Genomic DNA, 13,898 nt, shown 5'->3' on the forward strand with positions numbered 1-13,898 from the left:
GGCGTTTCCCGTTGGGTGCGGCGGTTAAGATAACGCCGGCCAATCCTCTGGCGTTGTGAAAACAACGCCATCCCCCTATGCTCATTTGCTATAGCGTATGGAGTAGCCTTCCAGGATTGGCAAGCATGGATTTCCGTCAGCTCAGGACCTTCAGTTGCGTGGCGGAGCTCGGCAGCCTCTCCAAGGCGTCCGACACGTTGCGCGTGGCGCAGCCGGCGCTGAGCCGGCAGATCAAGCTGCTGGAACACGAGCTGCGCACCGAATTGTTCACGCGCAACGGTCGCGGCATGGTGCTGACGGAGGCGGGCCGTCTCTTGCTGGCGCGCACCGCCGGCATCGTGCGGCAGATCGACCAGATCCGCGACGACATCCAGTCGGCCAAGGGGCCGCTGTCCGGTCAGGTCGTGCTCGGCCTGGTTCCGACCGTGAGCTGCGTGCTGTCGGCGCGTTTCGCGCGGCGCTGCGTCGAGAAGTTTCCCGGCATCTCGCTGCGCATCGTCGAGAGCTACAGCGGCCATCTCGTCGAATGGCTGCATCGCGGCGAGATGGACCTCGCCATCCTCTATGGCCGCTCCGCCGATCTGCATCTCAATGTGGAAAGCCTCGGCCGCGACAACATCGTCGCGGTCGGCCCGCGCGGCTGCGGCCTTGCGCGCAGGAAGAACGTCGAGATCGGCTGGCTGCTGCGGCAGCGGCTGGTGCTGCCCAGTCATTCCCACGGTCTCCGCGCGCTGATCGAGCATGCGGCGGCCCAGCGCAAGATCAAGCTCAACGTCCAGCTCGAGGCGGATTCGTTCCGTGTGCTGACCAGCCTTGTCGAGGAAGGCCTCGGCTTCGCGCTGCTGCCGCCCTCGTCGGTCCACGGCGAGGTCGCCGACGGGCGACTGGAAACCGCTGTCGTATCCAAGCCGATGACGCGCGAGCTCATATTCGCTTCTCCAATCGACCGCCCGGTCTCGACGGCCTCGCTTGCCGTCACCGCCCTCCTGCGCGAGGAGGTCGCCGCCTGCCGCAAGGACGGCGTGTGGGACATCAAGTTGAGTTAGATGCGCGCTTGTCGTAGAACAGCCGCGCGCCATCGTGCCTTCGCATCTGGCGCGAGCTGTCATGCCGAAATTTTATAGCTGGAGGTGGCCGCCGCGCTCGCCTGCGCGGCCGTGACGCGCATATGCATCCACAACTCGTCATTGCGAGCGCAGCGAAGCGATCCAGACTGTTTCCGCGGAGGGATTCTGGATTGCTTCGCTGCGTTCGCAATGACGGAGGCTAGGGTCTACCCCGGAATCCGCACCGGCAGCGACTCGTACCCCTTGATGAAGCTCGAATAGATCCGCTTCGGCTCGCCCACCACCTCGATGCGGTCGAAGCGCTTCAGCATCTCCTCCCAGACGATCTTGAGCTGCAGCTCGGCGAGGCGCATGCCGACACAGCGGTGGATGCCGAAGCCGAAGGAGAGATGGGTGCGCGGCCGCGGGCGGTCGATGATGAAGTCGTTCGGCTTCTCGAACATCTCCTCGTCGCGGTTGCCGGAGACGTACCACATCACGACGCGGTCGCCTTTCTTGATGTGCTTGCCGCCGATCTCGGTATCGGCAAGCGCGGTGCGCCGCATATGCGCGAGCGGGGTCTGCCAGCGGATCACCTCGGGCACCATGGAATCGATCAGTTCCGGGTTGGCGCGGAGCTTGTCGTATTGGTCCGGGTTCTCGCTCAGCGCCAGCACCGAGCCGGTCATGGTGTTGCGCGTGGTGTCGTTGCCGCCGACGATGAGCAGGATGATGTTGCCCATGAGGTTGTCGGGGTCCATGAAGCGCGTGGCGTCGTTGTGCGCCATCAGCGACAATAGGTCGTTGCGCGGCGCGGAGTTGACGCGTTCGTTCCACAGCTTGGACATGTACGCGTAGCACTCGTCCATCTCGCGGCGGCGCTCCTCGGCGGATGCGACGATGCCGCTCTTGGGCAGCGCGGTCGCGACATCCGACCAGCGCGTCAGCTTGCGCCGTTCTTCCCAGGGGAAGTCGAACAGGGTAGCCAGCATCTGCGTCGTCAGCTCGATCGAGACGCGCTCGACGAAATTGAAGGTCTCGTTGCGCGGCAGATTGTCGAGCACGGTCTGCGAGCGCTGGCGGATCAGTTTTGCCAGTTCGTCCAGATGGGTCGGCGTGAACATCGGCGACACCGTCTTGCGCTGCGACGAATGACGCGGCTGGTCCATGGCGATGAAGCTCGGCCAGTCATAACCTTCCGGCACGTCGCGGATCCCGATGCCGCCGAGCGTTGAATCGGAGGAGAACAGGGCGTGGTTGGTGTCGACATGCATGATGTCGTTGTACTTCACCACCGACCAGTACGGCTCGATCGGCGCGTTGGTGCAGTAGTGCACCGGCTCTTCCTTGCGCAGCCGCTCGAACCACGGCCACAAGGTGTCGTCCTGGAACAGCCGGGGCGCGCCGGGATGGAAGTGCGACAGCGGCGTCGCATAGGCCTCCTCGCGGGCCTTGCGCATGCGTTCGGCCTTGTCGGTCTTGACCGGAGTCTGGATGTTCATGTTGGTAGCTCCAGTGTTTGTTTCCAACCTCTCCCGCTTGCGGGAGAGGCACAGGCCGCCTCCGGCGGCCGACATCTCAAGAACGCCAAGGCGAAGGCTCGGCTAAGGCGCAGCGCCGGGTGAGGGCTTTCTCCTCCAGGGGATTGTCCCGTTGCGGAGATACCCTTTCCCCAACCCTCTCCCGCGAGCGGGAGAGGGGGCAGTATCCTCGTGGGTTATAGCTCGAACTCACGCCGTAATCTTCACCGGCAGCGTTTCCAAACCCTTCACGAAACTCGAATAGACCCGCTTGGGTTCGCCGACCACGTCGATATGGTCGAATCGCTTCAGGATCTCCTCCCAGATAATCTTGAGCTGGAGTTCGGCAAGCCGCAAGCCGACGCAGCGGTGGATGCCGAAGCCGAAGGACAGATGCGTGCGCGGCCGGGCGCGGTCAATGATGAAATCGTAGGGCTTTTCGATCGCCTCGGCGTCGCGGTTGCCCGAGACGTACCACATCACGACCTTGTCACCTTTCTTGATCTGCTTGCCGCGGAACTCGAAGTCGGCGAGTGCGGTGCGGCGCATGTGCGCCAGCGGCGTCTGCCAGCGGATCACCTCCGGCACGAAGCTGTCGAGCAGGCCGGGATTCTCGCGCAGCTTGCGATATTGCTCAGGATGCTGGCTCAGTGCGTAGATCGAGCCCGACATGGTATTGCGGGTGGTGTCGTTGCCGCCGACGATCAAAAGGACGAGATTGCCGAGGAAGTTCTTCGCGTCCATGTCGCGTGTCGCGGCTCCATGCGCCATCATCGAGAGCAGATCGCTCTTCGGCGGCTGCGCGATGCGCTCCTTCCACAGGCGCGCGAAATAGCCCGCGCATTCGGTCAGTTCGGCCTGCCGCTCGTCCTCGGTGGCGACGAGGCCGTCGGGCCCGGGAATCGTGGTGGCGATGTCCGACCAGCGCGTCAGTTTGCGGCGATCCTCCCAGGGAAAGTCGAACAGCACCGCAAGCATCTGCGTGGTCAGTTCGATCGAGACGCGGTCGACCCAGTCGAACACTTCGCCACGCGGCAGATTGTCGAGGCACTCGGCCGAGCGCTCGCGGATGCTGAGCGCGAGATTGTCCAGATGCGTCGGCGTGAACATCGGCGCCACGGTTTTGCGCTGGGCGGCGTGCCGCGGCGGGTCCATCGAGATGAAGCTCTCGCGGCGCAGATCCGGATCGATGTCGCGGATGGTGATGCCGCCGAGCGAGGAGGCCGAGGAGAACACCGAATGGTTGGTCTCGATCTCCATGATGTCGTTGTAGCGCGTCACCGACCAGTACGGCCCGAACATCGAATCCTTGCAATAGTGCACGGGATCTTCCCGGCGCAGGCGGTCGAAATAGGGCCAGAATGTATCCGTCCTGAACAGCTCGGGATCGCCCGGATCGAACTGCTCCAGCGGCAATGACGTGGCGCGCGCGCGTAACGCGTCGAGCTTCGCCGCGTTCTCGATGGTCCCATGCATGACCGCTCTCCCTGACATGAACCGCGCGTTCTCGTTGAATTCTGCGCTGCGGTATTTGATTTGCAATTACAGCCGGTTGTCCGCGCCGGAGCAAGGGAGAGTTTTGCCACATCCAACCTTTGCGAGAGGGTTGATCGGCCGTCACGCGGATGTGTCAACGTGATCTCCCGCACGCCCTCGGCTGCGGAGACGTGCGAAAACCGACTGGAATCGAGGTGAATCGAACCCGCCCGCCTTGGGGATCGACCAATCTCTGATCTATAGTTTGATCGCACCAGGCCGACATCCCGAGGTTGCCGCCGTGAACGACATGCAATGGGCCCCCATCGGTTCCGAACCCTTACCCCCGCCGCTGCCGCCCACGCGGGTCGACTTCACCGGTGACCGCTCCGCGTTCCGCAAAATGGTCACCAAGGGTGCCATGCTGGAGCTGGTCACGTTCGGCTTCTACCGGTTCTGGCTCGTCACCGACATCCGTCGTCATTTGTGGACGGACACGTCGATCGACGGCGACGCCGCCGAATATACCGGCCGCGGCAAGGAGCTGTTGATCGGCTTCCTGTTCGCGCTGGCAATCCTGGTGCCGATCTATCTCGCCTATTTCCTCGTCGGTATCGAGTTCGAGCGGTGGCAGGGCTTTGCCTCGACGCCGCTGTTCATCAGCTTCTACGCCTTCGGTCAGTTCGCGATCTTTCGCGCGCGGCGCTATCGGCTGACGCGCACGGTCTGGCGCGGCGTGCGGTTCTGGATGGACGGCTCCGGCTGGGCCTATTCGTTCCGTGCCATGCTGTGGGGCCTGCTGGTGTTCCTGACGCTCGGCCTGGCGCTGCCCTGGCGCGAGGCCTCGCTCGAACGCTACAAGATGCGGCACACCCATTACGGCGATTTGCGCGGCGATTTCGCCGCCGACGGCTGGACCTTCTTCAAGCGCGGCTGGTGGCTGTGGCTGCTCAGCCCGATCGCAATTGTGATCTTCCCGCTCGCCCCGTTCTTTTATGCCGAGTTCAAGGCGCGCGAATGGCGCTGGTGGCTCGACGGCATCCGCATCGGCGGCGTCAGCCTGTCCTCGAAGTTGCCGCACGATGCCTTCTACGGCCTGTACTGGAAAGTGATCGGCTGGTGGACGCTGCTCTCGGCCATTTTCGGCGCCTATCTCGGCGGCGCGACCATGCTCGTCGTCACGCTCAGCGGCGTTCCGGCCGAGCAGGCCTTCGGGCCCGACAATGCCGCCAAGAGCATCCCGATGCTGGTGATGATGGTGATCGGCTACTTCGCGCTGGCCCTTGCCCTCAACATCGTCATGCGGGTCTATCTCCAGCGCGATCTCTGGGCCAAGGTGCTGGAGACCGTCGAGGTGCACAACATCGGCGCTGCGGCGGACGTGCGTGGCAGCGGTGAACTCGCCAGCGCGCTCGGCGAAGGCTTTGCCGATGGGCTCGATGTCGCGGGATTCTGAGCTGTGAGTGAGGTGTCCACCGAGATCCCGGCGCAGTCCGCAAGGCCGACGATCTTCTTCGACGGCGTGTCGAGCCGCAGGCGGCAGGTGACGCTGGCGCTCGGTCAAGCGCTCGAGATTGCCGAGGAGGGCGGGGCGCCCGTGAGCTGGGCCTATGCTGACATTCGCCGCGCCGACAGTCCGGCCGGAATCTTGCGTCTTGCCTGCACGTCCGCGCCGTCCCTGGCGCGCCTCGAAATCCGCGATGCCGCGCTGGCCGCCGACGTCACCGTCCGCTGCATGCATCTCGACGAGCACCAGACCTCGCGTCGTGGCGTGGTAAAAATCGTCGGCTGGTCGGTGGCGGCCGCCGGTTCCATCGTCTGTGTCGTGCTGTTCGGCGTGCCGCTCGCCGCCGACCGTCTCGCGCCGCTGGTGCCGAAACCGATCGAGCGGCGCATCGGCGATGCGTCGGAAGTCCAGGTGAAGACCATCTTCGGGCGCAACGTATGCGAAGACCCCTCAGGCAAGGCCGCCTTCGTCAAGCTCGTCAACCGCCTGCGCGATGCCGCCGGTCTCGACGACGATTCCGTGACGGCGGGCGTGCTGCCGACTTCCGTGCCGAACGCGTTCGCGCTGCCCGGCGGCAAGGTCTACGTGCTGAGGGGCCTGCTCGACAAGGCGGAGAACCCCGACGAGATCGCCGGCATCCTCGCCCACGAGCTCGGCCATCTCAAGCATTACGACAACATGCGCGGCCTGATCTACAACGGCGGCACCTCGTTCCTGATCGGCCTGCTGTTCGGCGACGTCACCGGTTCGAGCGCCGTGATCTTCGCCTCGCGCAGCGTGGTCGAAGCCTCCTATTCGCGCGAGGCGGAAGCCGCTGCCGACACGTTCGCGATCGAGATCATGCACAAGCTCGGGCGCTCACCGAAGCCGGCGGCCGAGCTGATGTTCCGCATCACCGGCAAGGAAGGCGGCGGCCTCACCTCGATCCTGGCGAGCCATCCGCTGACCGAGGACCGCCTCGCACGCATGACCAGGGAGGATCGCCCTCCAAGCGGCCCGCCGCTGCTGACGGATAAGGAGTGGCAGGCGCTGAAGGGGATTTGCGGCAGCGGGAAGATCTGAGCTTCAGCGTTACCGCGTCCCGTAAGCGCGGTCGCCGGCATCACCGAGGCCGGGGATAATAAAACCATTCTCGTCGAGGCCTTCATCCACCGCCGCCGTCCAGATCGGCACGTCCGGATGCAAACCGCGCAGCCGTTCGAGCCCTTCCGGCGCTGCGATCAGGCAGGCCAGCCGAATGTCCTTGGCGCCGCGCTCCTTCAGCCGGTCGATCGCGGCCACCGCCGTGTTGGCGGTCGCAACCACCGGCGTCACCACGATCGCCAGCCGCTCGCTGAGATCGGACGGCGATTTGAAGAAATACTCGACCGCCGCAAAACTGTGCGGCTCGCGATAGAGCCCGATATGCGCGACGCGCGCGGTCGGCACCAGATCCATCATGCCGTCGACGAAAGTTGTGCCGGCGCGCAGCATCGGCACGAACACGAGCTTCTTGCCGGCGATCTTGGCCGAGTGCATCGTCGCCAGCGGCGTCTCGATGACGGTATCGGCGAGCGGCAAATCGCGCGTCACCTCGTAGCACAAGAGCATGCCGATCTCCTTGATCAGCTCGCGGAACGACTTTGTCGAGATGGATTTGTCCCGCACCAGCGTCAGCTTGTGCTGCACCAGCGGATGATCGACGATCGTGACGCCTTCCATGATCGGATGCCTTTCTTCCTTCTCCCCTTGTGGGAGAAGATGGCGCGAAGCGCCGGATGAGGGGTACCTTCCGCGAGCTTCAGTGAGAGAGACTCCCGCGGAAGCAACCCCCGCTACGCGAGGCACCCTCTCCCACAAGGAGAGGGTCAGAAAACCGTGCCGTCGCTGATCACCTTGAGCGGCGGCGCGCCATCGGGACGACGCGAAAAGGCAATGGCGCGGCCTGCGGCCCAGGTGCCGCCTTCCAGAATGCTGGCGAGCGGCAGGGACTCGGGCGTGCGACCGAGCTTTGCGCGGACGCGCTCCGCCAAACGGTCCAGCAACGCCACGGTCAGCGCGCGCCATTCCACGACGAGGAGGGAATCCACCGCATGCGCCCGCTCGGCGTCATTGGGATCGCGCAGGCGCAGCACCTCGTGGTCGACGAACAGGCCGCCATTGCGGTATTCGGCAAGCCCGGTCAGGCCGTCGATGTCGGTGACCTCGAGCCCGGCGCGCTGCAGCGGTTCGATCAACGAATAGCTCAGCCATTGCGACAGCTTGTGCAGGGGCACGAGGCCCGCCGTTGCGTCGTTGGCCTTGATCGCCGGATGGCGCCAGCAATCGCCGAGCGGAATTCCTGCAAGTTCGAGGCGCGACGGCCAGATCGGCCCAAGCTGGTTCAGCACCGCCGACAGGATCGCGGGCGCGGCGATGGCGCCGCCCACTGCCTGTGCCGCGATGTGATCGAACAGGCCGCCCGGCCGCGGCGTATCGCGCAGGCCGAAAACATCGGCACGTTCGGATACGAGCCGGCCCAGACGCCGCAACAGATCGGTGCGTCCTTCGAGGCCGAGCAGCGGATTGGCATCGCTCACCTGAAAAGCGGAGGTGAGCGCGGCGAGGGGCAGCTTTGCGAGCAAATCCGCGTCGGCCCTGAACGGTGCGCGCGCATCGCCGGAAAACAGTCCGCTCGCGAACATGTCGAGGCTGGCGATCGCAAGTCCCTCGGATCGGCCGATATCTTGCCCCGTCACGGCGTCACGGTATCGCCACGCCGCTCCCGCGCCGGCATCGAGCAGCACGCTGACGATGGCAAGGTCGAACTCGGCGCGCGCGCGCGCCGCGCGATCCGGCCACGACGTGGCGTCGGCGAGCCGCGCCCAGCGGTCGACGCCGCCGAGCACGAAGTGGCGCCAGCGCGCATGGAAGGGAATATCGAGCGTCGGATAGGCCTTGCGCGTGACCGCGAGCACGGCCTCCGCAACGCCGTCCATGCGGTCGAGATCGATGGTGAAATGCGTGAGCCCGCCGTTCAGGCCGATCTCGAGCATCTCTCCGGCCCGCGTGCGCACTGCTTCTGCGCTGAGCAGCGAGCGGGCCTGCAGTTCCAAAGCGTCCGCCATCACGCGATCAATATTTTTCCAGCGACCGTCCGACCACGCCGTTGACGTCCTTCTCCGGCGCGATGTCGGTCGAGTAGTAGCCGGCGGCCTTCTTCGCTGCGATCTCGACATAGGCGTCGGCCGGGATCAGCTCCGGCGGGATCGGTACGCGCTCGACGATGTCGATGCCCTGCGAGGTCAGCGCGTCGTGCTTCATGTCGCTCATGGACAGGAAGCGGTCGATGCGCTTCAGGCCGAGCCAGTGGATGGTATCCGGCATCAATTGCTGGAAGCGTGCGTCCTGGACGCCGGCGACGCATTCGGTGCGCTCGAAATAGGCGGCGGCCGCATCGCCATCCTCCTGGCGCTTGCGGGCGTTGTAGACCAGGAATTTCGTGACCTCGCCGAGCGCGCGGCCTTCCTTGCGGTTGTAGATCACGAGCCCGAGCCCGCCCTCCTGCGCGCCGCGCGCGGATTCCTCGATGCCGTGGATGAGGTAGGGGCGGCAGGTGCAGATGTCGGAGCCGAACACGTCGGAGCCGTTGCACTCGTCATGCACGCGGCAGGTGATCTTGGTGCGATGGTCCGGCAGTTTGGTCACATCGCCGAACATGTAGATCGTGGTGCCGCCGATCGGCGGCAGGAACACCTTCATGTCCGGCCGGGTCACCAGCTCGGGGAACATGCCGGCGGTCTGCTCGAACAGCGTGCGCCGCAGCTCGGTCTCGTTGGTCGCGAAGCGCTCGGCAAGGCCGGGCAAATACCAGACCGGATCGATCGCGATCTTCACCACCGACACGCTGCCATTGGCATGCACGACTTCGCCGTCGGCGCGCAGCCGTTTTGCGGCCAGCGCCTCGCGGATCTCCGGCAGGTCGAGCCGCGCGCGCGTTACCGCGATGCTCGGCCGGATGTCGGAGCCCTCGGCGATCTCCTTGCCGAAATTCTCGGCGACCAGATGACCCCAGGGATCGAGCGCGACGATCTTTGCGGGATCGCGCCATTGCTCGAACGGTCCGATGGTCGCCGCGGGGAACGTGTTGGTGAGGTCGGGGCGCCGGATCGGATCGAGCGCGCCGGCGGAGACGGCGAGCGCCCGGTACATCGCATAGGAGCCGCCATGGCTGCCGATCACGTTGCGATCCCCAGCGCGCGACACCGTGCCGATGATCGGCCCGCGGGCGCGCGCGTCGGCGGCGCCCCAGTGGATCGGAAAGGCGGCCTTCCGGCCCGGCTCCGGATGGGAGGTCAGGCGGATGTGGTCGGTACGGTTCGCGCGGCTCATGTCCAGGCTCCCAAAAAGCCAACGGCCCGCCGCTCGGACGGGCCTGGCTCTGTTGCGCTGCCGGAACGCCGGCGACGCAAGCTCAATCCAACATATTGTAGCGGCCAGCCACGACAGACAAGTTAATCGTGCTGTGCGGGGCAGGGCCGTTCGCCGCCAAATTCCCGTCATCAGCGCGCCGGCGGGGCTCTTCCGTGCGCCGCAACCTCACGCCGGCGAGCCTTGCCCGCGCGCCGTCGCGATTAGTGTAAGATACTGAAATAATTGTTATTTTTGTATTTTCAAGGGGCGGTGCCTGGTCTGCGCGGCGGCCGTCGAGTTTCTGGACAAAACATGTCATCAGTCCAGTCGCACAGAACGCCCTTGCCCTGGAGACCGCCATGCCCGCCGCCAGCTATATCGATCCCCGCAACGGACAGCTTTATCCGCTGGACCAGCCGCGCTGGTGCTCTGACCAGCGTACGCCGCTGCTGGTGACGCCGGGGGCTGGGCTGTCGCGCGAGGACATCGAGCCCCGCACGCGTTCACTCTGGCGCTACCGGGCAGCGCTGCCGGTCGCGATCGCGCAGCCGATCACGCTCGGCGAAGGCTGCACGCCGCTGGTTCAGCAGAACTGGGGCGAGCTGCGACCGTTCTTCAAGCTCGAATGGTTCAATCCGACCGGCAGCTTCAAGGACCGCGGCTCGGCGGTGATGCTGTCCTTCCTGCGGCAGATCGGCGTCGACGCCATCCTTGAAGACTCTTCCGGCAATGGCGGCTCGTCGATGGCCGGGCTAGGTGCCGCCGGGGGCATGCGCGTGAAAATCCTTGCACCGGCGTCGACCTCGCCGGCGAAGATTGCGCAGGTGCGTGCCTATGGCGCCGCGGTGCAGCTCGTCGAGGGCCCGCGCGAGGAGTCTGAGGCCGAGGCCATCCGCCAGTCGAGCCAGACTTTTTACGCCAGCCACAACTGGCAGCCGTTCTTCCTCGAAGGCACCAAGTCGCTCGCCTACGAGATCTGGGAAGACCTCGGTTTTCGCGCGCCCGACAATGTCATCGTCCCCGTCGGCGCCGGCAGCAGCCTGCTCGGCTGCGCCTTCGGCTTCCGCGAGCTGCTCAAGGCCGGCCAGATCGCAAGGCTGCCGCGCCTGTTCGCGGCGCAGCCGCAAAACTGCTCGCCGATCGACGCGAGCTTTCGGGCCGGCGTCGATACGCCTGTCGCGCGCGAGGTGAGCAAGACCATTGCCGAAGGCACCGCGATCAAGCATCCGCTGCGCCTGCGCGAGATCATCGGCGCCTTGCGCGAGAGCGGCGGCGGCACCGTCGCGCTCACCGAGGACGAGATCGTCGCCGCCCTGCGGCGTCTTGCCCGCCAAGGCCTGTTTGCCGAACCGACCAGCGCCAGCGCGGCCGCGGCGCTGGAAAAACTCTCCGCCAACGGTGCCATCAAGGCGAACGAGACCACGGTCGCAGTCCTGACCGGCACCGGCCTCAAGGCGGCAACCACCGTCGCCGATCTCGTTCAATAGGCCGGCGCGACCGCCCTTGGACGGCCCTTGCGCGTGCGTTGAACCTTCGGCGACCCTTGCGAGCCTCATGAAGATCGACCTCGAGCAAAGGAGAGTTCCGTGACCGAGCAGGATCCGTTTGCAGGTTTCAAGGCAGTCCAGAAGGAGGCCTGGTCGCTGTTTACGCCGATGGAGGTGTTCACGACGCCGAGTGCCGCCAAGCTCGTTGGTTTTGCCGGCGTTGCCGCCGGCCAAAGGCTGCTCGATGTCGGATGCGGCACCGGTGTCGTCGCGATCACGGCGGCGCGCCGCGGCGCAAAAGTCAGGGGTCTCGATCTGTCGCCGGTCTTGATCGAGCGCGCCCGCGAGCACGCGCAATTGGCGAAGCTCGATGTCGACTTCGCCGACGGCGACGCCGAGAGCCTGCCTTACGGGGACAATGAGTTCGATGTGGTGCTGAGCCAGTTCGGCCACATGTTCGCGCCGCGCCCCGACGTCACCATTGCCGAGATGCTGCGCGTGCTGAAGCCGGGCGGCACCATCGCCTTCTCCACTTGGCCGCCGCATCTCTACGTCGGACGGATGTTCGCGCTGATCGGCCGCCATTTGCCGCCGCCCGAGGGCGTTGCATCGCCGGTGCTGTGGGGCGATCCGAAGATCGTCACCGAGCGCCTCGCGGGCAAGGTGGCGGATCTCCGCTTCGAGATGGACATGATGACGCCGTCCGCACTCAGTCCGCAGCATTTTCGCCGCACCATGGAAACGACCATCGGACCTTTGATCAAGCTGATCGGCCAGTACAAGGACGAGCCGGACAAGCTCAAGAGCTTCCGCGCCGGGTTCGAGGCGCTGATCTCGGAATATTTCGACGCCGGCAACAACGTCATGCGCCAGCAGTTCCTGATGACGAAGGCGACGAAGGTGTGAGGCCCCCAGGGGAGGGGCAGAGCCTCACTCCTTCAGGTCGTTCACGCGCTTCACCCAGATGCGCACATCGGTGAGCACGCCGGGCAGCGCCGCCTTGACCTCGGCCACGGTCATGCCGGCCTTGATGCGGGGATCGTAGAGCAGATTGAGGATGTATTGGTCGTAGACGTCGAAATAGCCCATCGAGACGTTGTCGTTGAACATCGTCCACGGCACGCTCGCGGTGTCGTTGATCGGCCCAAGCGATTGCAGCAGCTCCTCATAGGCGCAGTCGAGGAAGGTGAAATCGCCGTTGTCGACGGTGAGGATGACGTCGGAATGCTCGATCTCGAAATGCTCGTTCTTGCGAAAGCCGGACAGGCATTGCGGATCGAGCGAGGTGCGGATCTCGCGGGCCTTCTCCGCGCCGTAGAAACTCGAGATGGTGCGGAACAGATCGCGGTCGCGCACGAGCTTCACGCGCACGTTCGCCGCCTCGCTGGAGTCGGTCATGGCGATGTCGAGATGCTGCACGCGGGTGCCGATGTCGGCCACGACTTTGGCGAGCTGGGTCTTGCGGTCGGCGCGGTCGCTCTCGGCGAACACGCGCACCGGCCCGTCGAACTTGCGGATGCGGTCGACGCGGCCGGCGAGATGATACTCGGCGCCGAACGCCGTTTTCAGGAAGCCTTCGACGATCTCGCCGTCGGTAAAATTCTTCTTCTCGGCGCGCTGGCGCGAGGCGATCGCGGGCAATTCGCCCGCGACGGCGATGGTGGTGTCAGGGGCGAACCCGAAGGTGGCGAGCGCCAGCAGGGCGATGCGAAAGCCGGACGAAGGCGGGACCAGTGCGCTCATTGCCATGCGACGCTGCCGTATTCGGAAGCGACGCACAAGACCGCATATTCACCCAACCCGTCGGATTGCGGCCGTTCGCTGCCCGGCTAGTTGTTCAGCACGACCACGGGGGTGCCGACCGAGACGCGGCTGTAGAGGTCGCTGACGTCGTCATTGGTCATGCGGAAGCAGCCCGAGGACACCGCCTGGCCGATCGTCTCCGGCTCGTTGGAGCCGTGGATGCGGTACAGCGTCGAGCCCAGATACATCGCGCGCGCGCCGAGCGGGTTCTCGATGCCGCCCTTCATGTGGCGCGGCAGGTCGGGCCGGCGGGCCAGCATCTGCGACGGCGGCGTCCAGTCCGGCCATTCCTTCTTGGCCGTGATCCTGTGCACCCCGCCCCAGCGGAAGCCGTCGCGGCCGACGCCGATGCCGTAGCGCAGCGCCTGGCCGTTCTGGAGCACCAGATACAGCCGCCGCTCGGCCGTGTTCACCACGACGGTGCCGGGGGCATAATTGCCGTTGTACATGACGGTGGTCCGGGGGATCGGGCTCACGCCGCCGCCGCCGAGATACCCGGTGGAACTGGTACCCGTGAAGTCGAACATTCCGGCCGCAGAGGCGCCGCCCAATGTGGCCGACAGCAATGCGATGGCGGCAATCGGCGCGGCAAAAAACCGGATCATTGTTTCCCCCAGCAAAAAATCGATTCAACGAAAGCCACAGGCCATATTTGCGGGCATTTCGCAAGCCACGGCGCCGTGAGGGA

The 13,898-nt window shown here is 65.3% G+C and carries 12 protein-coding genes; 5 read left to right on the plus strand and 7 right to left on the minus strand.

Annotated elements, in window-relative coordinates; genetic code table 11:
* Positions 1 to 125: 125 nt before the first annotated feature.
* On the plus strand, positions 126 to 1,046 hold the full coding sequence (locus JQ572_RS04215) for a LysR substrate-binding domain-containing protein (protein ID WP_211381696.1): 921 nt from the start codon (positions 126 to 128) through the stop codon (positions 1,044 to 1,046).
* A 227-nt stretch (positions 1,047 to 1,273) separates the two neighbouring features.
* On the opposite strand, the gene JQ572_RS04220 is transcribed toward JQ572_RS04215, so the two are convergent.
* A complete protein-coding gene (locus JQ572_RS04220) occupies positions 1,274 to 2,548 on the minus strand; it encodes a cytochrome P450 (RefSeq protein ID WP_211381697.1) in 1,275 nt (424 codons plus the stop codon).
* Between the two features lie 228 nt (positions 2,549 to 2,776).
* A complete protein-coding gene (locus JQ572_RS04225; RefSeq protein ID WP_211381698.1) occupies positions 2,777 to 4,042 on the minus strand; it encodes a cytochrome P450 in 1,266 nt (421 codons plus the stop codon).
* A 301-nt stretch (positions 4,043 to 4,343) separates the two neighbouring features.
* Here JQ572_RS04225 and JQ572_RS04230 point away from each other — a divergent pair, with 301 nt between their 5' ends.
* Positions 4,344 to 5,498: a YjgN family protein gene (locus tag JQ572_RS04230; RefSeq protein ID WP_372703108.1), complete on the plus strand. Its 1,155-nt coding sequence runs from the start codon at positions 4,344 to 4,346 to the stop codon at positions 5,496 to 5,498.
* 3 nt (positions 5,499 to 5,501) lie between these two features.
* The gene (locus JQ572_RS04235) at positions 5,502 to 6,611 is read left to right on the plus strand and encodes a M48 family metallopeptidase (RefSeq protein ID WP_211381699.1); all 1,110 of its coding nucleotides are present in this window, start codon (positions 5,502 to 5,504) and stop codon (positions 6,609 to 6,611) included.
* 9 nt (positions 6,612 to 6,620) lie between these two features.
* Here JQ572_RS04235 and upp read toward each other — a convergent pair whose 3' ends face one another.
* From upp to JQ572_RS04250, 3 genes are all read right to left on the minus strand, one after another.
* Complete coding sequence (gene upp, locus JQ572_RS04240) at positions 6,621 to 7,250, minus strand: uracil phosphoribosyltransferase (RefSeq protein ID WP_211381700.1); 630 nt, start codon at positions 7,248 to 7,250, stop codon at positions 6,621 to 6,623.
* A gap of 146 nt (positions 7,251 to 7,396) precedes the next feature.
* A complete protein-coding gene (locus JQ572_RS04245; protein ID WP_211381701.1) occupies positions 7,397 to 8,635 on the minus strand; it encodes a URC4/urg3 family protein in 1,239 nt (412 codons plus the stop codon).
* A 7-nt stretch (positions 8,636 to 8,642) separates the two neighbouring features.
* Entirely contained in the window at positions 8,643 to 9,899 is a 1,257-nt protein-coding gene (locus JQ572_RS04250; protein ID WP_211381702.1) for a GTP cyclohydrolase II, read from the minus strand.
* 380 nt (positions 9,900 to 10,279) lie between these two features.
* Between JQ572_RS04250 and JQ572_RS04255 the strand changes: the two genes are divergently transcribed.
* On the plus strand, positions 10,280 to 11,407 hold the full coding sequence (locus JQ572_RS04255; protein WP_211381703.1) for a threonine synthase: 1,128 nt from the start codon (positions 10,280 to 10,282) through the stop codon (positions 11,405 to 11,407).
* A gap of 99 nt (positions 11,408 to 11,506) precedes the next feature.
* Complete coding sequence (locus tag JQ572_RS04260; RefSeq protein ID WP_211381704.1) at positions 11,507 to 12,313, plus strand: class I SAM-dependent methyltransferase; 807 nt, start codon at positions 11,507 to 11,509, stop codon at positions 12,311 to 12,313.
* 24 nt (positions 12,314 to 12,337) lie between these two features.
* On the opposite strand, the gene JQ572_RS04265 is transcribed toward JQ572_RS04260, so the two are convergent.
* Positions 12,338 to 13,150, minus strand: coding sequence for a DUF2927 domain-containing protein (locus JQ572_RS04265; protein ID WP_211382410.1), 813 nt, complete (start codon positions 13,148 to 13,150; stop codon positions 12,338 to 12,340).
* Between the two features lie 86 nt (positions 13,151 to 13,236).
* Positions 13,237 to 13,815 carry a L,D-transpeptidase gene (locus JQ572_RS04270; RefSeq protein ID WP_211381705.1) on the minus strand — a complete coding sequence of 193 codons (579 nt, stop codon included), beginning with the start codon at positions 13,813 to 13,815 and terminating at the stop codon, positions 13,237 to 13,239.
* Between the last annotated feature and the right edge of the window lie 83 nt (positions 13,816 to 13,898).

Source organism: Bradyrhizobium sp. SZCCT0153 (assembly GCF_018129995.1).
Taxonomy (GTDB): domain Bacteria; phylum Pseudomonadota; class Alphaproteobacteria; order Rhizobiales; family Xanthobacteraceae; genus Bradyrhizobium; species Bradyrhizobium japonicum_G.

Coding starts and splice junctions, on each gene's coding strand:
- JQ572_RS04215 (WP_211381696.1), top strand. CDS start 126: ATGGATTTCCGTCAGCTCAGGACCTTCAGTTGCGTGGCGGAGCTCGGC.
- JQ572_RS04250 (WP_211381702.1), bottom strand. CDS start 9,899: ATGAGCCGCGCGAACCGTACCGACCACATCCGCCTGACCTCCCATCCG.
- JQ572_RS04220 (WP_211381697.1), bottom strand. CDS start 2,548: ATGAACATCCAGACTCCGGTCAAGACCGACAAGGCCGAACGCATGCGC.
- JQ572_RS04245 (WP_211381701.1), bottom strand. CDS start 8,635: ATGGCGGACGCTTTGGAACTGCAGGCCCGCTCGCTGCTCAGCGCAGAA.
- JQ572_RS04225 (WP_211381698.1), bottom strand. CDS start 4,042: ATGCATGGGACCATCGAGAACGCGGCGAAGCTCGACGCGTTACGCGCG.
- JQ572_RS04255 (WP_211381703.1), top strand. CDS start 10,280: ATGCCCGCCGCCAGCTATATCGATCCCCGCAACGGACAGCTTTATCCG.
- upp (WP_211381700.1), bottom strand. CDS start 7,250: ATGGAAGGCGTCACGATCGTCGATCATCCGCTGGTGCAGCACAAGCTG.
- JQ572_RS04270 (WP_211381705.1), bottom strand. CDS start 13,815: ATGATCCGGTTTTTTGCCGCGCCGATTGCCGCCATCGCATTGCTGTCG.
- JQ572_RS04265 (WP_211382410.1), bottom strand. CDS start 13,150: ATGAGCGCACTGGTCCCGCCTTCGTCCGGCTTTCGCATCGCCCTGCTG.